The following is a 21939-nucleotide window of genomic DNA, read 5'->3' as shown; positions in this document are numbered from 1 at the left end:
GTGTCCGGTACGGCCCTTCCCCGTGCCGTCAATCCTCTTTGGAGTCTTCGTCGACCTTACGGACCCTTCCCGGCAAAGCAGCGCCCTCCACCGCTGGTGCGCCAACCGGAAACGCCAAGGCGCAGCCGACATGTCGGCTGCGGGGACGGCGGAAAGGTTTGCCGTGGATCGATCCAAAGCGGCGACATGTCGCCGCAGTCAAAAGGAAAACGAGACCCGCCTGCGGCGAATCCTTAAAGGCATTGGACTGAAGTCCGCGCTCCCACGCCCTGCCGATTCACGCGTGCTTCTTGGCGACGGCGAGGAGCTTGGTCACGACGCTGCGGACGCTTTCGAGATCCTTGGGGTCCTTGAGTTGGCCGGCTTCGTCGAATTTCGAGTGGGCGCTACCGAGGGAGAATTGGCCGGGGGTGACGAGGACGCCGATATTGCCGAGGATCGAGCGGAGGTGGACGAGACCGCGCATGCCGCCGAAGCCGCCGGGCGAGGCGGAGAGCAGGCCGGCGACCTTGCCGGTGAAAGCGGCGAGGGACGGCTCGTCATCGGTCTCGGTGCGGCTGACCCAGTTGATGACGTTCTTCATCAGTGGGGTGATGGATGAATTGTATTCCGGCGAGACGAAGAGGATGGTGTCGGCGGCGATGAACTTTTGCTTGAGGGCCTTGGCGTTCGGGGACAGGCCCTCGGCCTCCTCGAGTTCCTGGTCGAAAAGCGGCAGGCGGAAGTCCGCGGGGTCGATGAGGTCGACCTCAGCACCGGCGTCCGTGGCAATGCGGGCGGCGATGCCGGCGAGCTTGCGGTTGAAGGAATCGCGGCGGGCGCTGCCGGGGAGGATTAGGAGTTTGATCATGGCGGGGACGCTAGCGCGGAAAGGGCGGATGGGAAGGGGGCATCGGCGGCATCAGGAATGCCAGGTGACGGTCTTGAAAAGCAGGGTGCCGTCCTTGGCCGAGTAGGTGAAGCCGCCTTGCATGGCGAGGGAGTCCGATCCTTCCTGCCACTCGCCCTTGACGATGTCCGAGCAGAGGTAGCGGTGGTCGTGGAGCAGCATGGTGGCGCGGCCTTCCTCGAAGAGGCGGAGCAGGGCGTAGCCGGTGCGGTGCCAGTGGTCGTCGTGGAGGTAGAAGTTCCGGGGCCGGTTGGCGATGGCATGGCGCAGGAGGGCCCGCTGGGCTTCGAGTTCCTGATGGTTCGGGTGGCCGGGGTCGCCGACGGCTTCGGTCTTGGTGAGGATCTCCAAGAGGTGCTGCGCGGTGGTGGTGACGAGCGGCCGGGGCTCGACCATGGAACGAATCCCGCAGGTGACTTCCAGCGGGCGGTTGGGATCGGGGAGCTCCGGCGGGCCTTTCTTGCAGGGCATGCAGAGACCTCCGGTACGCGCGGCCGTGGCGGCGAGGATATCGGTGCCGCACTTCGAGCAGCCGGTCTTGGACGAGGTCATGGTGGGCGAGAAACTTGCGAGGCAGTTGGAGCGTCCGGGGTGGCATCGGCGCGGCGGGCCGCCATGCCCTGCCGGCGATCAGCGCGGCTGCGACTTCTCGCGGATGTAGGCGGCAGAGGCGGGGGACATGTCGGTCCATTTCGCGGGCCAGATGATCTTGCCTTCTTCTTCCATACGGTCGGCCAGGACGATGTGATGGACCATCGTGCCAGCGGCGGCGGTGTAGGGGTAAACCCAGAAATATTTGCCCTTCTCCTTCGCGGCGAGGTAGACGAGGCGCTGTCCGGAATGGTCTTCCCCGGGGCCGAAGGATTGCTGGAGTTCGGCCATGCTTGCGCCATTCGGCAGCGTGGCGACCTCGACCTCGGTCAGCGCGCGGGTCGAGGTGGCCAAGGCGGGGCCTTCCTCCACGGGCGCCCGGCAGGCCGATGCCAACAGGCAGCAGGAGGCAAGGGCGGCGAGAAGATATCGCGAAGATCGGCTGGGGCTCATCGGCGCGGAGATTGGATCAGGGGGCAGGGGCAGGGGAGGAAATTCGCGCCGATGCTCTCAGGCGGGAGCGGCTTCATCCGCGGTCGGGCGCGGGGTTTGCCGCTTTTCCAGCGCCGCGATCCGCGCCTCATACTTCCCGATCACGCCGCGTATGGCCGGGTTCCAGCGCCGCGCGTGCCAGGCGTCGCAGATGACGCGGTAGACCAGGATCAGATAGGCGACCGCGCCCCATGCCGGATCTGCGCCGGTGATATAGAGCGCCATGAACAGCAGCGATGTGGAAAGTACAACGGCCGCGGACCCGATGAGGTGGAGGCCGCTGCTGTTGGCGGGGTGGCGGTAGTGCTCGACGAGCAATCTCTCGTCAGGGGTGAAATCGAGGGAGTCGTTCACGGCGCGGAGGGAGGGGTGGATCGTCAGGAAGTGATGGATCCTAGCAAAGCGGTGCGCGAAGCCAAGCGAAGGGAGCGGGCGGCGTTATGATTTGGTGGTGGCAAGGCGGATGCCGAGGAAAACAAAGAGGGCCCCGGCGCCACGGTTCAGCCAATTGGAGAAAGAGCGGCTATGTCGCAGGCGATCGCCAAGCCATGAAGAGCCCCGGACGAGGATGAGGCACCAGACAGTGCCGGTGCCGACGAAGGACAAGCCGAGGGTCACGAAGGCCGCGAATTTGGAAGTGCTGTCCGCGCTGATGAACTGCGGCACGAAGGCGAGGAAGAAGAGCGCGACCTTCGGATTCAGGACATTCGTGATGAGGCCCTGGCGGAAGATCGCGAGGAAGCCGGATGAGGAGAAGTCCGCCGGAATCGCCGCAGGCGAACTGCGGGTGAGGATCATGCGGATGCCCAGGTAGATCAGGTAGGCGGCACCGGCGAGTTTGATCACCAGGAAGGCGGAAGCAGATGCGGCGAGGATCGCGGAGATGCCAAGCGCGGCGGCCAGCGTGTGGACCACCGTACCGCAGGCAATGCCGAAGACGGAGGCGAGACCCGCGGCCCGCCCCTGCGCCATGCTACGGCCGAGGATGTAGAAAGTATCCGGGCCCGGGGTCAGATTGAGGACGATGCAGGCGGCGAGGAAGACGCCGAAGTCGTGGATGCCGAACATGGCGAAGGGTGGGAGGGAGGCGATGAAGGGTTCAAGAATTGGCTGCGGGATCCGGAGGCGTTCCGGCATGAGAGGACTTCACGAGGATGTGCTCCTTCTCGATGAAGTGGAAGCGCTCGCCTAACACATCCTGCGGCGTGATCTCGCGGTGGCGGACCGGCGGCAGGCTCTCATCGCCATTCCAGCAGCCGTAGAGTTCGAGGGAATCCTCGTCTTCAAGACAGGCGGCGAGGTAGCGGGACAGGCGCTCCTGGTTGTCGCGGGTGGCTGCGAGCTTCTCCGGGTCTTCGTTCATCCAATCGTGCTCACCGGGGAAGCCACAGCCGCAGCCTTGGTCCGAGCCGAGTTCGTAGACGTGCGCTTTGGTGAATTGCGTGCGTATGTCTCCGCCGTAGGAGCCCGGTTCCTGGACGCAGAAGGCCCGCTGTTCCGGGTCGTAGGGGATGAGCGGGAGGATCTTGTCCGACGCCATGTAGAGGATGTAGCACATGCGGGCTCTCGGTAGCGCGATGCTACTCGATCTTCTGAATCTCCTGCCTCAAATATTCGAGGGCCTTGCTAAGCTTGGGCTTTTGGGTTCTGCCATCGTAGAAGCGATTGGATGCGACGGACGTCAGAGCCTTTGAGACGGCTGCGTCGGTAATGACGACAATCGGGATTTGCGGGATGGAACCCCGGTCTTCGCGGAGTTTGGCCAAAGCCGCTTTCACGGCTTCCGGCATTTTAACTGCCCTATCGTTCGCGTCCTGGAACTTCACGTAAACGATGACGGTATTCTTTACCTCGTCGATGAACTTCTCGGTCGCGTCGATGGTCCATTCGTCGCCGGTTCCTTCGGCGGTAATAAGGAAAGTAACAGGCTTTTCTTCCGTGGCGGCTTTGGATTGGGCTTCTTCAAGATTCTCTAGGACAAAGAAGCCCTTGGGCAACTGGAGCCTCTTCTCGTCCTTCCTCCGGTCGTCTGCTTTTCTCTCGCGGTCCTTTCTGCCCTTTCCAGTGTCTTGAGCTTCGGCAGACGCTAGGCAGGCGAAGGCGAGGAGAAGAAATGGAAATTTCATGGGCCTACACTGATGTTGGGACCGGACGAAGCAATCCGGAATGAGGGGTGACTTGCTCACTCCGCCAGCGCCACGTGGTCGCTTCATGGAGCACGGAGGGCTTTTGCTTGCGCAGGAGGATGATCCGCTCGCGGGAGCAGCCGATGACGATGGCGGCGACGAGGAACAGGGCGGTGATAGCGACGTCCACGCGGGCGCTAGTGAGGGCGGTCCGGGCCTTCTGGAGGGGCTCGCCGCTGAAGTCGCCAACGATAGCAGCTTCAGGTTATTGATGGTAGTGGCGCAAATGCCTGTTGCGGGCCGTCGACCCCGATTCACTTCTCCGGCTTGAGGGCCTTCTTGAACTCGCGGAGGATCTTGTCGTCCGCGGTGTAGGAGTCGTAGTTGATTGAGGTGATCAGGTTGGCGGCGCTGGCGTCGGTAACGGCCATCTTCGGGATGAATTTACCGGCTTCCAGTCCTTTGCGGGCGGCTTCAGGGAGACCACCCCAGACGGTGCTGGTCTCCTTGGAATTGACATAGACGATCACCGCCTTGGACTTCACCACATCGAGGAAAGCGCTAGCGGCTCCTTGGCAGAGCGGACAGGTGGTGTCCTTGTCCGTCATGATGAAGGCGATGGGCTTCTTCTGGGCGGTGGCTTCGGCCTTGGCCTTGTCGAGGTCCTTCGACTCGAAGGTGCCGCGGGGGAACTTCTGTTCGGCACTGCAGAGACCGGTAAAGGCAAGGGACAAGAGGAGAGTGGAGAAGAGTTTCATAAAATAGGCCCGTGGAATAATATCTGTCAGACAGATGTGCAATCCGGAAATTGGGGCACTCCGTCAGGTTTGCTGGTGAATCACGATACGTTACCGCACTCCAAAGCGGCTGCGCCGCAAACGGGGGCATCGATCCGCATTCGGAGCTTCCTCGAAGAGCTTCAGCAAACCTGACGGAGAGCCGAAATTGGGCCCTCCCGTCACGGCTCCGCCAGCGCCACGTAATCGCTCTCCTGGAGGACGGCGGGCTTCTGCTTGCGCAGGAGCAGGATCCATTCGCGGGAGCAGCCGATGACGATGGCGGAGACGAGGATGAGGAACATGGCGGTGATGCCGACGTCCACGCGGGCATTCGTCAGTGCGGTCCGGGCTTTCTCGAGGGGCACGCCGCTGAGGCCGCCGGCGATGGCGGCTTCCAGTTTGTTGATGGTGGGGATGAAGCCGGCGGCCTTGGGCGACCAGATCTTCATGATCCCGGCGGTGAAGGTGATCACGGTCAGGAAGACCATCGGGACGAAGGTGCACCACGCGTAGCGGGCCTTGCCCATCTTGATCAGGATGGTGGTGCCCAGGCAGAAGGCGATCACGGCGAGCAGTTGGTTCGCGATGCCGAAGATCGGCCAGAGGCTCTTGGCGATGCCCTCCGGATCGATCGCGCCCTGATACATGAAATAGCCCCACGCGGCGACCAGCAGGAAGGTGGCGGTGACGTTCGCTCCCCACGAGCCGGTATCGCGCATCCTAGGCACGATCTGGCCTAACAGGTCCTGCAGGATGAAACGCCCGACGCGGGTTCCGGCATCGAGGGTGGTAAGGATGAAGAGCGCCTCGAACATGATGGCGAAGTGATACCACAGCGAGAGCGCGGTCTGGCCGGGGATGACCTTCGCGAACATGTGGGCCATGCCGACGGCGAAGGTGGGCGCGCCACCGACCTTGCCGATGATGTGCGGCTCGCCGAGGTCATGGGCGAGCTGCTCCATCTCGACCTTGGTCACGGCGTATTCGGGGCCGTAGGCATTGATCTTGGCGATCTGGGCTTCCACGGCCACGGGGTCTTTCGGATCGACCGGCGAATTGATCGCGAAGTATTGGCCGGGCTGCAGCGCGCAGGCGGCGATGATGGCCATCAACGCGACCAGCATTTCCACGATCATCGAGCCGTAGCCGACGAGGCGGATGTCCTTCTCCCGCGCCAGCAATTTCGGCGTGGTTCCGGAGGAGATCAGGGCGTGGAAGCCGCTGACGGCCCCGCAGGCGATGGTGATGAAGACGAAGGGGAAGACCGGCGCGGCGACCACGAAGCCGCTGCCATCGATGAAGGGCGTGACCGCAGGCATGTGCAGCGTCGGCATGAGGACGACGATGAAGACCGCGAGGATCGCCACCGTGCCCAGCTTCATGAAGGTGCTGAGGTAATCGCGCGGGGCGAGCAGCAGCCAGACCGGGAGCACCGCAGCGGCGAAGCCGTAGATCATGAGCGCCCAGGAAAGCTCGGTCTTCTTGAGGGTGAGGGCGGCCTTCATGCCCTCCGTGAGATATTGCCCGCCGGCGACCGCGGCTAACAGGCCGACCACGCCGAAGATGGAGGCGGCGGTGACGCTGACCTTGCCGCCCTTGAGGGCGATGCCCATGACCATCGCGAGGGGGATGGTGCAGGCGATGGTGAAGAGTCCCCACGGGCTATCGGCCAGGGCATTCACCACCACCAGGCCGAGTACGGCGAGGATGATGGTCATGATCGCGAGCAGGCTGAACATCGCGATCAGGCCGACCACCGGATTGATCTCCTCCTTGAGCATCTGGCCGAGTGATTTACCATCGCGGCGCATCGAGGCGAAGAGCACCACCGCATCGTGGACGCCGCCGCCGAGGGTCGCGCCGACGAGGATCCAGAGGGTGCCGGGCAGGTAGCCGAATTGGGCGGCGAGCACCGGGCCGACCAGCGGGCCGGGGCCGGCGATGGCGGCGAAGTGGTGGCCGAAGACGACCCACTTCGGGGTCGGGACGAAGTCTTTCCCATCGCTGCAGGTCACGGCGGCGGGAGCGCGGCGGTCATCGACGGTCAGGACCTTCGCGACCAGCCATGCCGAGTAGAAGCGGTAGGAGATGGCGAAGGTGCAGACCCCGGCGACGACCAGCCAGAGGGCGTTTACCGGTTCACTGCGCTGAAAGGCGGCGACGCCGACGGCGGTGGCCCCGAGCAGGGCGATGGCGATCCAGAGAAGGGCACGGAGCAAGGGTTTCATTGTCGGGCAGATGTCGCGGCGCGGTGCTTGGGACACCGGAATCGTCGCGGCGGGAAGGTTTCCCGAATCTGCGGCGGAATGAAATGCGAAATGGGCGCGATCCTCCTTTCGAGGGATGCGGGCCGCGGCTGCCGCGGGGGCTCAGGGCGTCTCGATGCGGTAGAAGCGCTTCGGTTCGCTGCCGGGGGTGCCGGTATTCCAGGTCAGCGGGGTATTGGCGATCCCGACCTGGGTGCTGCCCTGGTTTGCCCAGGTGCTCAGGTTGATGCTCGTGCGGAGCTGGTAGGTGCCTGCGGCGAAGGGGGTGAAATTCACCACGCCCTGCGGGGTGTATTGGATTTTGCCAAGCTCGGCGCTGCCGGTGGTTCCCGACAGATTGATCAGGCTGATGGCGGAATTCCCCGCGGAGACGGGATCGCTGGAAAAGGCGAGGTGCGAGGCCGTGAGGACGACCGGGCTGTTCACCTTCTCGATGTTCGAGACGTTATCGATTGAGAACTTGCCCGAGGGAACCGCGGCGAAACTGGCTGGCCCGCCGGGGCTGCGCTCGTAGAGATACACCGAGCCGGCGTTATTGGTGCCCGCCACGTCATCGCTCGAAGCGCGCACCGCGAGCACATCGCCCGCTAGATCGACGAAGGCACCGAAGGCATCGCCCGCGGCGGCGTCGGCAGCGGTGAGACGGCCGGGAAGGAAGCCCCAGTTGTTCGCGCCGCCTTGGTTGCGGGAGAGGATGTAAACGGCCCCGGCATCCGCTTGGGAGGCCGAGAGGTCCACGCTATTCGCCCCGATGGCGATCAGATCTCCGGAGATGCTGACCCAGCGGCCGAAGAAATCGCCGAAGAGGCCATCCGCCGCGTAGCGCCGGCCATTCGGCAGCAGGCCCCATTGGTTGGCCCCGCCCTGGTTCCGGCCGTAGAGATAGACGGCACCTTGGAATTGGATGGTGGGCGACTGGGGAGTGGCCTGGTAGTTCTCCGCCGGGGAGCCGACCACGAGAAGATCCCCGGAGAGATCGAAGAGGCTGCCGTAGTTGAAGCCACTGGCGAAGTTCAAGCCCTGGATCCGGACGCCGGGCACCTGTCCCCAGTTGTCGGCACCGCCGCGATCCTTCTCGAAGAGGTAGATGGACTTCACGGTGGTGTCGTAGGTGTCCGTATCGCCGACCGCGGATGCGGCGATGGTGCCATTGCTGCAGGCGATGAAGGTGCCGAGGCGGTCGGCGAGCTCGCCATTCGGGAGCTGGAAATCGGTAGCGGTAAACTGCCGGATGAGGCCCCAGTTGTTATCGCCGCCGACATTCCTGCCGAACACGAAGAGGGCTCCCTGGTTGGCATTCGTGCCCCCCGTGGAAGTGGGGGCATCGAAGGACGGATCCGACGTGATGATGGTGTCGAGGTCCGGCATCAGGACCTGCCCGCCGAAGGTTCCGCCATTCGCTGCCGGCGAGACGATGAAGTTCTTGCGGCTGAAAAGAATCCATGAGCCGGCGCTCTTCTCGTAGAGATAAATCCGGTTGGTGCTAGGCGCTCCGACTGCCATGAAATTGCCGGAGATGGCGATGGCATCGCCGAAAGAGACGGTGGCGGCAGCGGGCGTGACGATGGTCTGGGAGAAGGTCGCGATGACCGGATCGATGGTGATGGGATACTCGAAGCCCTGATGGTCCACGCGCCAGGAGATGGTCGAGGAGGCGGCGTTCCATGCCAAGGCGGTCGGGATATCGCGGCCTCGGGCATCGTAGGCGAAGAGCTTTTCGTAGCGGAGGGTGGGGGCACCCGATCCGTCCTTGAAGATGAGCTGATTGTCCCCTGCCTGTTCGCCGCGGAGCCCGGAGCTGACGGCGAAATCCATGATGAGCGGGGCTTCTCTGGAGGAAGGCGGCGCGGTGAGAGTCATGCCGTGCTCGATGCCCTTTTCGGAATTGATGAACCACTCCTGTTGGAAAGGGCCGTGGTGGTAGGTCGCCCGGTCGCCATCCGCGTGGGGAGGGGTCGGGCGAGCTTGCTGGTTTGCCAGGGTGAAGGTCCAGGCGGGCCCGGCTTGATTCTCTGCGGAGGGGGTAATGGTGATGCCTTCCGGGTGGCATTCCACCTGCATCTGGTAAGACAGGTTGTCTGCTGTGAGGACAGGAAGGTCATGCTCCGTTTTCTGACAAAAGGAGTAGGCCGGAGTGGCAGGTGAGTGAACTGCCCGAAGCTGCTGCGCCGGGGCGGCGGATGATTCCTTCGGGGTGGAAGGAGGAGCTTCGCGACTTGCCAGGACGAGGATGGCAAGGAGGCCTGCGAGACCAAGGGAGTTGGGAGTGGATCGGTATTTCATGGCGGATGGCCGGAGCGAGCGCCGGGCTGACAGGATTGGCCCGGGCTGGTGGTGGGGAGGGTGGGAGCTTGGAGGAGTTCCCGGCCGTGTCAGTGCAAGGCGGGAGAAGTCATCGCAAAGGTGGACGAGCGGTGCCGGAACTTCTTGGCAACTTTCGGTGAAATTTTCCGCTTGGCTGTTAGATGGCGCGCGCCGCATTTGTTAGATGCGAGGAGCCGCGTGCGATTTGCACGAGGGTATTGAGATGTCCTGAAGGGGCAAACATGGATAGCCCGGGGCAAGCAACGCGTAGCCCCGGGTTGCCCGAAGAAACCAACGCCCGCCTTGTAGGCGGGCACTTCCACCAATCCGGCGGCTTCTCTAACCCGCCTCCTACTTCACCCGCTTCTCCAGCGCCTCGAATACCGGAGCTGGGACGTATCTCCGGACCTGGTCCTCCCAGCCGGAGGGGCCGACGAGGCCCATGACCATGCTGGAGGAGACTTCCGCCATATCGCGCGGAGGCATCAGGAAGGTGGTGGTGATGCTCGGTGCGAGGTCGGAGTTCACCTGACGCATCACGCGCTCGTACTCGTAGTCGCCGGGGCCGCGGATGCCGCGGAGGATGAACTTGGCATCCTGCTCGCGGGCGTAGTGGACGAGGTAGCGGTTGTCGAAATGGGCGATGGTCAGGCGTTCGGCGGAAGGGATCGAGGCGCGCAGGAGTTCGAGGCGTTCCTCGACGCTGAAGGTGTAGCTCTTGCTCGGATTGCTGCCGATGGCGACGATCAGGCGCTCGAAGAGTTCGAGCCCGCGCTGGATCATCCAGAGGTGGCCATTGGTCGGGGGATCGAAGGAACCGGCATACACGGCGGTACTCATGGGCAGAGAGTGGACGGTTAGGTCGCGAAGTGCCAAGTAAGAAGGACCAAGTGCCAAAGATGCAAAAGTGCCAAGTGAGAAGAACCAAGTGCCAAGGGAGGCGGGAACAGCCGCCCGGTTGGCTGTTTCTTGGCATTTCCTCCGGCTTGGCACTTGGAACTTTTTACTTGGAACTTATAGGTGGGGCCGTGCGCTTGCTTCTTCTGCTGGTCCTCGGTGGCCTCGCGAATGCCGAGCCGGTGGCCCTCCGGGCGGTGGCGGCGAACCTGACCTCGGACAACGCGCAGTCCTACTCCCCGGACAATGGCACCCACAGCAACCCGGAGGGCGCGGGGGCGCGGATCCTGAAGGCGTTGAAGCCGGATGTGGTGATGATCCAGGAATTCAACACCAGCATCCCGACGCGGCAGTGGGTGAATGCGACCTTCGGGCAGGACTTCCATTTCGAGAAGGAGCCGACCAAGGGCATCCCGAACGGGGTGATCAGCCGCTTCCCGATCGCGGCCTCGGGGGTCTGGGATGATCCCGTTTTGAACAACCGCGAATTCTTTTGGGCGCGGATCCGGCTGCCGGGGGATCTGGACTTGTGGTGCGTGAGCGTGCACCTGCACTCGAAGAGCCCCGCCTCCCGCGCGGCGCAGGTGAAGGCACTGATGGCGGCAATCCGGAAGGAGGTGCCGGCGGAGGCCCTGCTGCTGCTCGGCGGCGATTTCAATACCCGCTCCCCGGGCGAGCCCTGCTTCCCGCTGATGGAGAAGACGCTGGTGGTGCCGGACAAGCCGCCGCACGACGGGATGGGCATCGTCTTCACGAACAAACCGCGGAACCGCCCGTACGACTGGGTGCTGGCCAGCCCGGCGCTGGATCGCCACGAAGTGCCGGTGAAGCTGGCGGGCATCGAGATCGACGGCGGGCTGGTTTTCGACACGCGGGTTTTCGAGCCGCTGGACCAGCTGCCGCCGGCCCAGGAAGGGGACAGCGGGCTGCCGCAGATGCAGCACATGGCGGTGGTGCGGGATTTCGTGGTGGGGAAGTAAGAGGCCCCGCGCAGAAAAAAATCGCCATCCGGGTCCGGGTGCTTCGAGATTCCGTCCGTGATCCATTCCACGGCGGTCATCTCCCCGGAAGCGAAGCTCGGCGCGAACGTGCACGTCGGGCCTTTCTGCGTGATCGGGGCCGGGGTCGAGCTGGGGGATGGCTGCGTGCTGCACTCGCACGTGGTGATCGGCGGGCCCTGCAAGATCGGGAAGGAGAACGAGTTCTTCCCCTTCGCGGCGGTCGGCGGGAAGACCCAGGACCTGAAATATATCGGCGAGCCGACCTATCTGGAGATCGGCAACCGGAATGTCTTCCGCGAGAACTGCACGATCCATCGCGGCACGGTGGCGGCGATCCCGACGCGGATCGGCTCGGACAACCTTTTCCTCTGCTACTCGCACGTGGCGCACGATTGCCAACTCGGCAACCACATCATCCTTTCTAACAACGGCACGCTCGGCGGCCACGTGGAGGTGGGGGATCACGCGATCGTCTCCGGCCTGGCGGCGATCCACCAGTTCTGCCGGATCGGCTGCCACTCGATCATCGGCGGCTGCGCGAAGATCGTCCAGGATGTGCCGCCCTACATGATCGTGGACGGGAATCCCGGCGCGACCCGCGGCCTGAACCTGGTGGGCCTGCAGCGCCGGGGCTTCGACGAGGGGGACATCAAGGCGCTGAAGCAGGCCTACAAGAAGCTCTTCCTGAAGAAGGACGGTAACCTGGCCACGGGGCTGAGTTCGCTGAAGGCGGACAAGCCGGCGAACCACGAGCCGGTGAAGCACCTGATCGGGTTCATCGAGACCTCGAAGCGCGGGGTCTCGCGGTGAGACCGGTGAGGTCCAGGAAGTCCAGTATTACATACATACTGGACTTTCTGGACCTCCTATCCGGGGCTCCGGGAAGTCTGGAAAGTCCAATCCGGAGTTTCTGGACTTTCTGGACTTGGGAGCGGACGGGCACTTCGCCATTGACCTGCGGGGCGGGCGGTTCTTGCTGATGGGGTGCGCCGGATTGTGATCATCGTGATGCTGCTGGCGGCGAGCCACGGCGCGGCCCTGTGGCTGGGGGCGGCGCAACGGGTGCCGGTGACGGCGGGGGAAGCCGCGAAAGCAGCGGGCAAGGCGGACGGCGGCGGGCTGACCTTGCAGGCGCTGATTGAAGGCTCGCGGCAGCCGGAAAAGGCGGGCGAGGAAGAGGAGGACTTCGACCTGCGGGTCCAGAAGGCGAAGGATAAGATCCCGGCGGATGCGGATTTGGGAGCGCTGGTCAGGGCGGGCACGGTCGATATGGAGGCGGCCATGTCTCCGGAGACGGTTGCGGCTTTCGGACTCTGGCTGGACGGCGATCCGGTTGCGGCGTTGCGGTTCGGCGGGAAGTTTTACCGCGACCACGATTACTCGGAGTTTGACGAGGAGCTGAAGCGCTACCTCGAGCGCGGTGGCTTGCCGAAGCTGCACGAACTGATGGAGGCCGTGCCGCTGGCCCGGGAACAACTGATCAACACCGCATCGGCGGCGCTGGAGGATCTTAGCCGTGCCGAGGCGCTGCAAGTGGCCGGGCGGCTGAAGTCGCCGACGGACCGGCTTGAGCTCCTGAAAAGCGTGATGGACAACGGCGAGGACGTGAAGGGGAACCTGTCCCAGATCCGCGGGCTGCTGGACAAGAGCGGAGCTGCGGCCTTCCTGCAAATGCTGGAGAGCGACAGCGAGGCTACGGGACTGCTAGACGAAGTGCGTGCCGCAGGGTTTCCGGAGGCAGCGCTGAAAAGCTTCGAGGCAAGCATCCGGGAGAGGGAGGAAGAGGATTCCGACTCCATCGGAATCAACCGCGGCAATATCGACGCGATTCCTGGATTTCTCCGAGGGAGGACTAACAGCGACTTTATCGAGGTTCTACAGATTCCCGGAATTCCGATCAACCGCAACAATATCGATGCTATTCTTGATGGAAGGGGGGCAGCGCGCGAATCGCTCGTCGGAATCGCGATCCCCGAAAACGAGGTTGTGTTCGCGGCAGCTACCCAAGGCCGGATGGGATCGCAGGAAATTTACGCCGCGCTGAAGGCCAACAATTCGAACGGGCAGGCTGGTGAGCGGGATATGGTGCGGATCGCGCTTGATCTGGGCATTCGCAAAGACCCGGCGGCGACGCTGGAGTGGCTGCGCGGAACGGGTGGGGACTGGCAGTCGCTGCTTGCGGAGGTAATCCCGGACAAGCGCCGCGACATCGCGCCGGAGGTGCTGGCGGAGCTGGTCACGGACGCTTGGAAAGGTGGGAGCCCGCCGGAGGAGACTTTGGACAGGCTGTCGCATTCCTACGCCCGCTGGTTCGAAGCGGATGGGGATGCCTGTAGCGCCTCGATCCGCAAGCTGGGGGACGGGGCCCTGAAGACGCACTTGCTAGAAAAATTCGGCATGGAGGCGACGAAGTGATGCGGCGCGGCTTGCTGTGGATTCCGGTGCTGGTGGCGAGCCATGTGGCGGCTTACTTCGCGATGGGCGGTTTTAGGACGGAAGGGTCCGGCACGCGACAGGCGGGTGGCGGGCAGGAGGGGGTGCCGACGGCGAAGTATCGCGGGCGTGGCGAGGCTTGGGGAGGGCATGCGCGGCTGTTGCAGGGGCTGGCGGCGAGTCAACTCACGGGCGAGGAATACCAGCGCGCGCGGACCGCTCTTTTGAAGGACTGGGTGAAGCGTGACTTGCGCGGAGCACTGAAGCTTTTCTATGCGCCGGAGACTTGGGGGGCTTTCCGCAGCGATTCGGAGGAGAGCGAGATGGAAGCTCTCGTCCGCGAGGAGATGGCGCGGCAACCGCTGGCGGTGTGGGAGTGGATCCGCAGCGGCACTTATGGCTCGAACCGCGGGGATGTCAGCAACCTGTGGGGTGCGGCGCTGATCGCCGATGGCAAGAGCGATCTGGTGCTGGCGGCGGTGCCCGAGGCCAGCCGCGGCGAGCAGGAGAACCTGGTGGGGAAATTGTGCAAGAATGCCAAGGCGGCGGATCTGGCGCAGATCCGCCGCTTGCTCGATGGCCCGCTGGCGGATCACCCGGACCGGGAGGACATGGCGATCGACTACGGCCAGCGGCGGGTGGTGCTAGCGGATGGGAATGTGACGGAGCTTTTCACCGGTGAGGAGGATCCGATAGTCCGGGACAGCCTCTGCGACAACTGGATTAGCCGGGAGCTGCCGGGGCTGCCGCCGGAGCGGATTGCGGAGCGCCTGGCAGAGCTGCCGGGGGACGTGCTGGCAGGCGGTTTCTTGGAATTGGCGGGCGAGGATCTGCGCGACGGCATGCCGGGAGTGGCCAGTTTGCTGGATGAGATGGGCCGGCGTTCGTTGTGGAAGGAGATGGGCGAGGACGAGCGGGCGGAGGCGGTGGGGCACATGGTGGAATATGCTTATGAGGACTACGTCGATCCCAGCGAGATGCTCGGGCACTTCGCGACGATCTCCGATCCCGCGGTGCGTGGGATCGCGCTGGAGAAAGCCGGTGAAGCTTGGGGGAATTCTCACAGCGATGGCGGACTGATCGAGGTGCTGGGCACGCTGCCGCCGGGGGAGCAGCGGGACGGATTTCTAGCCGGGGTTCTGCTGACGATGAGCGGGGAGGATGAAGAGTTCGAGACGGCGATGGGGATGCTGGAAAACGGGGAGCTGAAGGAGAGGGTGGTGAAGGAGTTGGAGAAGGATCCGAAGGTGGACGGGTTTCATGCGGAGGAGTAGAAGCGCGTGCGGGCGACCTCGCCATTGGCTTTGACAAGGCGGCGGGGCGTTGCCTAGCTGCCGCAGCCGTTTCCCGCCTGACATTTTCCCGTGGCCTACTACGCCGACCGCCCGTTTCCCGCTGCCCTGCGTCCCGTCGCCATCACCGGCGCGGGGATACTGACTTCGATGGGTGCGGACATGGCGGCGAATGCGGCGGGCTTCAAGGCGGGGCGCACGGCGTTCCGGGCGGTGGATCTCTTCGATGTCTCGCGGCAGCGGGTGGGTACGGCGGGACAGGCGGACTTGCCGGAGAGCTTCCCGGGGATCGGGCGGCGGGAGTGGCTGCGGATGGACCGCGGGACGCGGATGGCGCTGCTCGCGGCGCGCGAGGCGCTGGCGATGGCAGGCCTGTCCGGCGGGCAGATGCCGGTGGTGGTGGGCACCTCCGCGGCGGCGATGCCGGTGGGTGAGCGGTATTATCTTCAGGCGACGACGGGAACGTCACGGCGCGGGCAATTGTCGCGGGTGGAGACCTATCAGCCGCAGTACCAGATGGCGGCGATGATGCGGGCGCTGGACGTGCAGGGACCGCTGCGGATCGTGTCGAATGCCTGTGCCTCGGGCGCGAATGCGATCGGGCATGCATTCCAGATGGTGTCCGAGGGCAAGGCGGAGCGGGTGCTGGCGGGTGGCTACGATGCGCTGTGCCAGCTCGTGTTTGCGGGCTTCGATTCGCTGCAGGCGCTATCACCTTCGGGGATTCCTCGGCCCTTCGATGCGGCGCGTGATGGGCTGGCTTTGGGTGAAGGCGCAGGCTTCGTGGTGGTGGAATCGCTGGAGGCGGCGCGGGCGCGCGGGGCGGAGCCAATGGCGCGGATTCTTTCTTATGCGGCGGCGACGGACATTCACCATCTGACCCAGCCGCACCCGGAAGGCGATGCGGCGCTGGCGACGATGGCGCGGGCGACGCGGTCGGCGGGCCTGGAACCGGAGCAGATCGACTACATCAATTCGCACGGCACCGGCACGCCCTTGAACGACGTGGCGGAGGCGCGGGCAATCTCGCGCTGGGCGGGCGCGGCGGCTGGGAAGATCCAGGTGTCCTCGACCAAGTCGGCGATCGGGCATCTGTTAGGCGGGGCCGGATCGGTGGAATCGGTGATCTGTTTGATCGCGTTGCGGGAGCAATTTTTGCCCGCGAGTTTGGGAGTGCGGGAGATGGATGCTGCGGTGGAATTCGATCTGGTGAGGGAGCCGCGGGAGGTGGTGGTGCAGAGAGTGCTGACGAACTCGTTCGGGTTTGGAGGGGCGAATGCGACTTTGGTTTTTGAGAGGGAAGGGTGAGGTGGAAGGCGGAAACATCGAACATCGAACGTCCAACATCGAACGTCCAAGTGGAAGGCATGAAACCGAAGGCTGAAATGGGAGAAGGGGAGAAACGGAAATACGATCTTGAGGAGAGGCTCCTTGATTATGGTGCTCGGATCATTGCGGTAAGCCGCTCCCTTGTTGCGGATTATGCGGAGAAACACATTGGTCACCAATTGCTGCGCTCGGGCACGGCGCCGCTTTCCCATCATGGCGAGGCGCAGGCTGCAGAGTCGCCCGCGGATTTCATTCATAAGCTTCGTCTGGCTCTCAAGGAACTGCGCGAAGCCCAGCGTTGGCTGAAGCTGATCCTCCGCGCGAAGCTCGCCCCCGAGAATCAGGATTTTCCCGCGCTTCTTGATGAGACCGATCAACTCGTCCGCATCTTTGTCTCCAGTGTCGCTACCGTCGAAAAACGCCGGGACAAATAGCTGCCTTTCCACTTCGATGTTCGATGTTGGACGTTCGATGTTCGATGTTTTCTTCTCATGACCCGAATCACGATTACTGGCACAGGCGCCGTAACTCCAGCAGGCTGGGGTGTGGCGGAGATGATGAAGGCGCTCGATGAGGGCGTGCGCATCGTGCCGGGCGAATTGGTGCGCGAGCGCGGGGAGGCGGAGGCGATGGTGACACCGGTGCTGCGGGTGCCGCCGGGTGCGGCGACTGCAGCGCTGCCGAAGAGTCCGCGGCTGCGACGGGTGAGTCCGGTCTCGAAATTCGCGGTGGGGGCGGCGGTCGAGGCGCTGGGGCCGGAGCGGATGGCGAAGGTGGCGGCGGGTGAGCTAAGGCTGGGGATCGTGTGCCCGCTGATGAATGGCTGCGTGAATTACTCGAACCGTTTTTTCGGTGAGGTGCTGGCGGATCCGTCGGTGGCCAGTCCGATTCTTTTCCCCGAGACCGTCTTCAATGCGCCGGCGAGCCATCTGTCCGCGCTCTTCGGATCAACCGCGCCGAATGATACCCTGTTAGGCGATACGGCGGAGATCTACACGGCGCTGGAAATTGCGACCGAGTGGCTGCTGCGCGGCGATTGCGACGGGGTGCTGGTGGTGGCTCCGGAGGAGCTGGATTGGCTTTCGGCGGAGGCGCTGCAGCTTTATTCGTCCGGGGCGGTGGCGGCGGAGGGGGCGGCTGCCCTTTATCTTGAGATCGATGGCGCGGGGCCGGAACTGGTGTGTGTGCCCGACCCCGTGGCGCTGGTGCCGGGATGCGATCGCGGGGCGGCTTTGCGGGAGATTTTTGCGGCGAGCGGGGTGCTGGACGACGGGGCGACTTTGCTTGCGGATAGCCGTAGCGGGATCGCACGATTTGATCGTGCGGAGGATGGTGTTTTCGGTGGGTGGAGCGGGCCGCGGGTCTCGGTGCGGAAGGTTTTAGGGGAGTCGTTCACGGCGTCTTCGGGGCTGCAGTTGGTGGTGGCGGTGCAGGCGATTTTGAGAGGCGATGCGGAGCGGGCGCTGGTGGCGACGCTGGGCGGGAACGAGCAGGCGGCGGCCTGTGTGATGCGAAGGTGAGATGGTGAAGTCGCCGGATTCGGAATGCATGTTCATTCGTGCCACTCCTGTGGCCACCCTTCAAGGCATTGGCAGGGAACCGCCTTGGAGCCTCAGGCCGAAGGAGTGAGGCGGCCTGCCGGGAACCGTTCGCCGCACAGAGGACTGTGCGGACCACCTTTTCACGGATTCAGAGCGGCCTTTAGCTTCGCCGCTTGTTCGGCGAGGTGGGCATCTCGGGCGGTTTGGTGGGCGGCGCGATCGATGATACGGTAGGAGTAGAAGAAGTTTATGCTGCCGGTCGGTTCGCGTTTGAACACCGGATCGGGGAACGCTGTTGCAAGGCCAGCTGCCACGGCAGCCTGCGGAAGTTCGCCGCCACCGGATGGAATGGGCACCAGCACAAGGTAGCCGATGATGTTCCCCTGATGGACCGCGATGATAAGGTCGTTGTCAGCAGCCTTCCGGCGATAGAAAGCGTCGGCGGGGAACTCGCTGATGTCGAAAGAGTCGGCGATCCTGCCTCCAACGGGTTCGGCTTTGGTCGTTTCGGGGAAGCTTTTGAGGTAATCGGCGATGGTCCGGGACTGCGGGGACTCAGGGACTTTCGTTCCAGAGGAAGCACCACCGATGGCGGCCTCCCGCAGCCGGGCGGCGTTGAATTCCTTGAAGGATCGGTTCGCGAGCTCTTGCGCCTTAAGGTTCATCACGAGGTCGCAACGATGATAAATGTTGTTGCTTGTGTAAGGGCTGCGCTCCTGATGCTTGAAGGTTTCCGCGGGAAAGGTCGCACGCAGGAAATCCGCGATTCCTTCCTGCCAGAGGGGTGAGTCGCTGCCGCCCGGCTTGTGGAAGGTGAAGTAATAGCCGAAAACCGTTTCCCCGCTTACCAGATAAGCCGTGTCCACAAGATCGGATTTCCGGATGAAAACGGCGGTTGCGGGGAAGTCTCCATAAGTTCCGCGGAGGGTGTCGTCATCGGCCTCCACGAGCCCGGTGAGATTTTTCCTCAATTCGCCGACGGTGGCAGGAGGTGCTGCGGTGGGGTCGATCTGGGAGAAGGAGACCTGGCAGAGAATAGCAGCGATGGCGAGGGTCCGGAACATAGCGGGTAAGATGGAGGAGTTGGGGGAAGGTAGCAAGATTGCGATTAGAGACGGAGCCGGGTGAGTTTATTCAAACCGGACACGACAGCGCCCCGTCGGCACGTGGCCGGCGGGGCGCTTTGTCCTCGGTTGGAGGGTTGGGATTACTTCGCTTCGCGTTTGGCGTCGGCCTCGTCTTCGAGGGCATCGGCCTTGCGTTCGGCTTCCTTGCGGATCGCCTCGGCGTTATCCTCGGTGGCGTCGGCGCGAGCTTCCGTGTTTTCCTTCGTCACTTCGGAAGCATTCTTGGCGTCCTTGCGGGCGTTGTCGGCGGCGCGTTCGGCGGCATCGGCGGCAGTTTCACCCTGCTTGCGGGTTTCCTTCGCGTTGCGCTCGAGGGTGTCGGCCTTCTGTTCGAGGCTCTCTTCCCGGGCTTCTTCCTGCTTGGAGTCGCAAGCGGTGAAGAGGAAGCCATAGGTAGCGGCAGCGATGATCGAGGTAAGGATTGGTGCTTTCATGGTGGTGGTTGTTTAGTTTGGAGTGCCCATGGCAGGCGTTGGGAACAACTTTGCAGAGGGCGTGCCTAATCGTTTTTCAATGAGTTATGACGAGTCAACGGGCGCGATTACGTCGAGTTGCATTCTGCGAAGTGGCAATATGCACGACTGGCAGGGAGGCGCATCGGGCTTGCCGGAGCCGCCGGGCTTTGTTCGGGTGGGCGCGGAATGAGGTCCGCCCCGAGTGTCGAAGATGTGGTCGCAATGTTGCGAGAGGAAGGGATCGCCGACTTGCCGGCCGGGTTTCCTGCGGAGGGGGATTTATTCGCGGCCGGGATGGACTCGATGGCGGTGATGCAACTGATCGTGGTGGCGGAGGAACGCTTCGGCGCGGTGATCGGGCCGGAGGATGCGGGGCGGGAAAATCTGGGGACGCCGGCCGATCTGGCCGCGCTGATCGGGAGGAGGCTGGCATCGTGACCTGCGAGGTGCTGGTGCTGGGCGCGGGCAGTGCCGGGCTGGCGGCGGCGGTGACCGCGGCGCGGGCCGGAGCGCGGGTAGTTCTATTGGAGCGGCATGGCTTTGCCGGCGGGATGGGTACGGCATCCCTGGTACATACGTTTTGCGGGCTCTATCTGATGGGGGAGGAAGCGGTGGTCGCGAATCCGGGATTCCCCGCCGAGATGGAGGAGAGGATGCGCGGGGCCACCGGTGCGGGGCCGGTGAAGATGGGGCGGGTGTGGGTGCTGCCGCAGCATCCGGTGGAGTTTGTCGGGATCGCGGACGCGCTGCTGGAGGAAAGCGGGGTGACGGTGCTGTATCACAGCGAGGCGCTGCGGGCGGAGCAGGATGCGGATGGCTGGCAGGTCGAGGTCGCCGGGCGCGGCGGGATCTTCCCCATCCGCGCGGAGGCGGTGGTGGATGCCAGCGGGGATGCTGTGCTGGCCGCACTGTGCGGTGCCGCCACGGCGACCACGGCGGCGGCCCGACTGCAGCGGCCGGCTTACATCTTCGGGGTGCAGGGCGGAGGAGAGTCGGGCTTGGCCGTGGCCGGGCGGATCGTGGATGGTGTGAGGCGCGGCTTGTTACCGAAGGACGCGCTGGGACTCCATTTCCGCGCCAGCGGGCGGGCGGGCGAGAGCTTCGGCACGATCGATCTAACAGGCGCAGAGGAGGGCGACTACGATCCGCTGGACCCGGGCTGTCTGGCACGGTTGGAGGTAGCGGGCCGGCGGATCGCCGCGACGGCGGTGGAATTTCTCCGTCGCGAGGCGGAAGGCTGGGGCGCGGCGTATGTTTCGCAGTGGCCGGTGCGGGCGGGGGTGCGCGAGAGCCGACGCTGGGTCGGCAAGCAGGTGCTCACGGGGGCGGAGATCCTCAACGGCACGCGTCACGTGGACGAGATAGCGCTGGCGACCTGGCCGCTGGAGCTGCGCGAAACGAACCGCGGGCCGAAGCTGAAGTATCCGGAGAACGACCGGGCGGCGGGGATTCCGCGCGGCTGCCTGATTCCCAGGGCGCTGGAGCGGGTGTTTGTCGCGGGACGCTGCATTTCCTGCGATCACGAGGCACAGGCTTCGATCCGGGTGATGGGGACCTGCTTCGCGACGGGGGAAGCGGCGGGAAGGCTCGCGCTGGAGGCGCGGAAGCCTCAGGCCACCGCCTTGTAGCGGAAGGCGAGGTTCACGCGGCGGGCGCTGTAGCCACGGTCGAGGCGGACTTCTTCGATAGAGCGCAGGCAGAAGGATTCCAAATCCTCGGCTTCGCGGAGCTTCACGGGAAGGGTCTCAAGCTCCTGGCCATCGGCGCGGACGGAGATTTCGAGGTTGTTCTCCAGCCAGGCGATCAAGGGCGCCAAGCGGGGCATCGCGGCGGAGCTGGCGGCGGTGAAGAGCTGGAAGAAGCAGCGCACGCACTTGCCAGGGTGGCCCTTGCTCATCAGGAGTTCGCGGAGGTCCAGGATCGCATCCGCCTGCTTGGCCAGCACCGGGCCAAGGGGAAGCAGGAGACCGTCGATTTCTTCGGCAAGAGGCTGCACGGAGCGGAAGGAAGCTCAATTGAGATTGGGTCGCAATAGAAATCGGTAATGGTTAGATTTGGAAATTAGGTGATTTGGAAATTGGGAGATTGGTGAGGTGCCCGATCGTGCAATCGATTGGAAATCCAATACCCAATAGCTCAATTTCCAATCGCCAATCTCCTTTCCAAATTACTCCTTCTCGAAGTCGCCGCACCAGTCCTCGGCGTCGGTGGCGGGGAACATCGATTCGAAGCGAACCTCGTCATCGACTTGGAAGGAGACGGTCTGCGGGGCGTGGCGGCGGCATTCGCCATGCTCCCCATCGAGGCGGTTCCAGAAGGTGCATTCCTCGCAGGCCTTGGTGATCGTGGTGGTATTCATGGTGGCTGGCATGCTAGCCGGATCCGGGCCCTGCGGCAAGGAGCAGGGGTAGTGGTA

General features: G+C 64.0%; 24 protein-coding genes. 9 read left to right on the top strand and 15 right to left on the bottom strand.

Annotated features, from left to right (window positions below; translation table 11 throughout):
- Positions 1-277: 277 nt before the first annotated feature.
- From ABWK72_RS09580 to coaD, 11 genes are all read right to left on the bottom strand, one after another.
- A complete protein-coding gene (locus tag ABWK72_RS09580; RefSeq protein ID WP_367874566.1) occupies positions 278-850 on the bottom strand; it encodes an NADPH-dependent FMN reductase in 573 nt (190 codons plus the stop codon).
- Between the two features lie 51 nt (positions 851-901).
- A complete protein-coding gene (locus ABWK72_RS09575) occupies positions 902-1441 on the bottom strand; it encodes a hypothetical protein (RefSeq protein WP_367874565.1) in 540 nt (179 codons plus the stop codon).
- Between the two features lie 78 nt (positions 1442-1519).
- Entirely contained in the window at positions 1520-1933 is a 414-nt protein-coding gene (locus ABWK72_RS09570) for a hypothetical protein (RefSeq protein WP_367874564.1), read from the bottom strand.
- Positions 1934-1990: 57 nt separating this feature from the next.
- On the bottom strand, positions 1991-2326 hold the full coding sequence (locus ABWK72_RS09565) for a hypothetical protein (RefSeq protein WP_367874563.1): 336 nt from the start codon (positions 2324-2326) through the stop codon (positions 1991-1993).
- Positions 2327-2410: 84 nt separating this feature from the next.
- Positions 2411-3040, bottom strand: a complete 630-nt coding sequence (locus ABWK72_RS09560; protein ID WP_367875326.1) for a LysE family translocator — start codon at positions 3038-3040, stop codon at positions 2411-2413.
- Between the two features lie 31 nt (positions 3041-3071).
- Entirely contained in the window at positions 3072-3530 is a 459-nt protein-coding gene (locus ABWK72_RS09555) for a hypothetical protein (protein WP_367874562.1), read from the bottom strand.
- 22 nt (positions 3531-3552) lie between these two features.
- A complete protein-coding gene (locus ABWK72_RS09550) occupies positions 3553-4098 on the bottom strand; it encodes a hypothetical protein (protein ID WP_367874561.1) in 546 nt (181 codons plus the stop codon).
- Between the two features lie 314 nt (positions 4099-4412).
- Positions 4413-4856 (bottom strand): hypothetical protein, encoded by a 444-nt coding sequence (locus ABWK72_RS09545; protein WP_367874560.1) that lies wholly within the window; start codon positions 4854-4856, stop codon positions 4413-4415.
- A 200-nt stretch (positions 4857-5056) separates the two neighbouring features.
- Entirely contained in the window at positions 5057-7105 is a 2049-nt protein-coding gene (locus ABWK72_RS09540; RefSeq protein WP_367874559.1) for a carbon starvation protein A, read from the bottom strand.
- 141 nt (positions 7106-7246) lie between these two features.
- Positions 7247-9427, bottom strand: a complete 2181-nt coding sequence (locus ABWK72_RS09535; RefSeq protein ID WP_367874558.1) for an FG-GAP repeat protein — start codon at positions 9425-9427, stop codon at positions 7247-7249.
- A gap of 372 nt (positions 9428-9799) precedes the next feature.
- Positions 9800-10288, bottom strand: coding sequence for a pantetheine-phosphate adenylyltransferase (gene coaD, locus ABWK72_RS09530; RefSeq protein WP_367874557.1), 489 nt, complete (start codon positions 10286-10288; stop codon positions 9800-9802).
- A 188-nt stretch (positions 10289-10476) separates the two neighbouring features.
- On the opposite strand from coaD, the gene ABWK72_RS09525 reads away from it, so the two are divergent.
- The 7 genes from ABWK72_RS09525 (at position 10477) to ABWK72_RS09495 (ending at position 17920) form a co-directional block, all read left to right on the top strand.
- The gene (locus ABWK72_RS09525; RefSeq protein WP_367874556.1) at positions 10477-11325 is read left to right on the top strand and encodes an endonuclease/exonuclease/phosphatase family protein; all 849 of its coding nucleotides are present in this window, start codon (positions 10477-10479) and stop codon (positions 11323-11325) included.
- 57 nt (positions 11326-11382) lie between these two features.
- Positions 11383-12156, top strand: a complete 774-nt coding sequence (gene lpxA, locus ABWK72_RS09520) for an acyl-ACP--UDP-N-acetylglucosamine O-acyltransferase (RefSeq protein ID WP_367874555.1) — start codon at positions 11383-11385, stop codon at positions 12154-12156.
- Between the two features lie 174 nt (positions 12157-12330).
- The gene (locus ABWK72_RS09515; RefSeq protein ID WP_367874554.1) at positions 12331-13761 is read left to right on the top strand and encodes a hypothetical protein; all 1431 of its coding nucleotides are present in this window, start codon (positions 12331-12333) and stop codon (positions 13759-13761) included.
- Positions 13762-13772: 11 nt separating this feature from the next.
- Positions 13773-15053, top strand: a complete 1281-nt coding sequence (locus ABWK72_RS09510; protein ID WP_367874553.1) for a hypothetical protein — start codon at positions 13773-13775, stop codon at positions 15051-15053.
- 90 nt (positions 15054-15143) lie between these two features.
- The gene (locus ABWK72_RS09505; RefSeq protein WP_367874552.1) at positions 15144-16379 is read left to right on the top strand and encodes a beta-ketoacyl-[acyl-carrier-protein] synthase family protein; all 1236 of its coding nucleotides are present in this window, start codon (positions 15144-15146) and stop codon (positions 16377-16379) included.
- A 59-nt stretch (positions 16380-16438) separates the two neighbouring features.
- The gene (locus ABWK72_RS09500; RefSeq protein WP_367874551.1) at positions 16439-16834 is read left to right on the top strand and encodes a four helix bundle protein; all 396 of its coding nucleotides are present in this window, start codon (positions 16439-16441) and stop codon (positions 16832-16834) included.
- A 57-nt stretch (positions 16835-16891) separates the two neighbouring features.
- A complete protein-coding gene (locus ABWK72_RS09495) occupies positions 16892-17920 on the top strand; it encodes a hypothetical protein (protein WP_367874550.1) in 1029 nt (342 codons plus the stop codon).
- A gap of 161 nt (positions 17921-18081) precedes the next feature.
- On the opposite strand, the gene ABWK72_RS09490 is transcribed toward ABWK72_RS09495, so the two are convergent.
- Complete coding sequence (locus ABWK72_RS09490) at positions 18082-18888, bottom strand: hypothetical protein (RefSeq protein WP_367874549.1); 807 nt, start codon at positions 18886-18888, stop codon at positions 18082-18084.
- Between the two features lie 260 nt (positions 18889-19148).
- The gene (locus ABWK72_RS09485) at positions 19149-19502 is read right to left on the bottom strand and encodes a hypothetical protein (RefSeq protein ID WP_367874548.1); all 354 of its coding nucleotides are present in this window, start codon (positions 19500-19502) and stop codon (positions 19149-19151) included.
- A 243-nt stretch (positions 19503-19745) separates the two neighbouring features.
- Between ABWK72_RS09485 and ABWK72_RS09480 the strand changes: the two genes are divergently transcribed.
- Both ABWK72_RS09480 and ABWK72_RS09475 read left to right on the top strand, forming a co-directional pair.
- A complete protein-coding gene (locus tag ABWK72_RS09480) occupies positions 19746-19961 on the top strand; it encodes an acyl carrier protein (protein ID WP_367874547.1) in 216 nt (71 codons plus the stop codon).
- Positions 19958-21151: an FAD-dependent oxidoreductase gene (locus ABWK72_RS09475; protein WP_367874546.1), complete on the top strand. Its 1194-nt coding sequence runs from the start codon at positions 19958-19960 to the stop codon at positions 21149-21151. Before ABWK72_RS09480 ends, ABWK72_RS09475 begins: the two co-directional genes overlap by 4 nt.
- Here the strand turns inward: ABWK72_RS09475 and ABWK72_RS09470 are convergent.
- Both ABWK72_RS09470 and ABWK72_RS09465 read right to left on the bottom strand, forming a co-directional pair.
- Positions 21133-21519, bottom strand: coding sequence for a hypothetical protein (locus ABWK72_RS09470; RefSeq protein ID WP_367874545.1), 387 nt, complete (start codon positions 21517-21519; stop codon positions 21133-21135). The genes ABWK72_RS09475 and ABWK72_RS09470 overlap by 19 nt on opposite strands.
- Before the next feature lie 171 nt (positions 21520-21690).
- On the bottom strand, positions 21691-21882 hold the full coding sequence (locus ABWK72_RS09465; protein ID WP_367874544.1) for a hypothetical protein: 192 nt from the start codon (positions 21880-21882) through the stop codon (positions 21691-21693).
- Between the last annotated feature and the right edge of the window lie 57 nt (positions 21883-21939).

It is taken from the genome of Luteolibacter sp. Populi, assembly GCF_040801775.1.
GTDB lineage: Bacteria > Verrucomicrobiota > Verrucomicrobiia > Verrucomicrobiales > Akkermansiaceae > Haloferula.
Note: the sequence above shows the minus strand (reverse complement) of the source record. Positions and strands in the feature narration are given on the sequence as shown.

Coding starts and splice junctions, on each gene's coding strand:
- ABWK72_RS09580 (WP_367874566.1), bottom strand. CDS start 850: ATGATCAAACTCCTAATCCTCCCCGGCAGCGCCCGCCGCGATTCCTTC.
- ABWK72_RS09575 (WP_367874565.1), bottom strand. CDS start 1,441: ATGACCTCGTCCAAGACCGGCTGCTCGAAGTGCGGCACCGATATCCTC.
- ABWK72_RS09570 (WP_367874564.1), bottom strand. CDS start 1,933: ATGAGCCCCAGCCGATCTTCGCGATATCTTCTCGCCGCCCTTGCCTCC.
- ABWK72_RS09560 (WP_367875326.1), bottom strand. CDS start 3,040: ATGTTCGGCATCCACGACTTCGGCGTCTTCCTCGCCGCCTGCATCGTC.
- ABWK72_RS09555 (WP_367874562.1), bottom strand. CDS start 3,530: ATGTGCTACATCCTCTACATGGCGTCGGACAAGATCCTCCCGCTCATC.
- ABWK72_RS09550 (WP_367874561.1), bottom strand. CDS start 4,098: ATGAAATTTCCATTTCTTCTCCTCGCCTTCGCCTGCCTAGCGTCTGCC.
- ABWK72_RS09545 (WP_367874560.1), bottom strand. CDS start 4,856: ATGAAACTCTTCTCCACTCTCCTCTTGTCCCTTGCCTTTACCGGTCTC.
- ABWK72_RS09540 (WP_367874559.1), bottom strand. CDS start 7,105: ATGAAACCCTTGCTCCGTGCCCTTCTCTGGATCGCCATCGCCCTGCTC.
- ABWK72_RS09535 (WP_367874558.1), bottom strand. CDS start 9,427: ATGAAATACCGATCCACTCCCAACTCCCTTGGTCTCGCAGGCCTCCTT.
- coaD (WP_367874557.1), bottom strand. CDS start 10,288: ATGAGTACCGCCGTGTATGCCGGTTCCTTCGATCCCCCGACCAATGGC.
- ABWK72_RS09500 (WP_367874551.1), top strand. CDS start 16,439: ATGAAACCGAAGGCTGAAATGGGAGAAGGGGAGAAACGGAAATACGAT.
- ABWK72_RS09495 (WP_367874550.1), top strand. CDS start 16,892: ATGACCCGAATCACGATTACTGGCACAGGCGCCGTAACTCCAGCAGGC.
- ABWK72_RS09485 (WP_367874548.1), bottom strand. CDS start 19,502: ATGAAAGCACCAATCCTTACCTCGATCATCGCTGCCGCTACCTATGGC.
- ABWK72_RS09480 (WP_367874547.1), top strand. CDS start 19,746: ATGTTGCGAGAGGAAGGGATCGCCGACTTGCCGGCCGGGTTTCCTGCG.
- ABWK72_RS09465 (WP_367874544.1), bottom strand. CDS start 21,882: ATGAATACCACCACGATCACCAAGGCCTGCGAGGAATGCACCTTCTGG.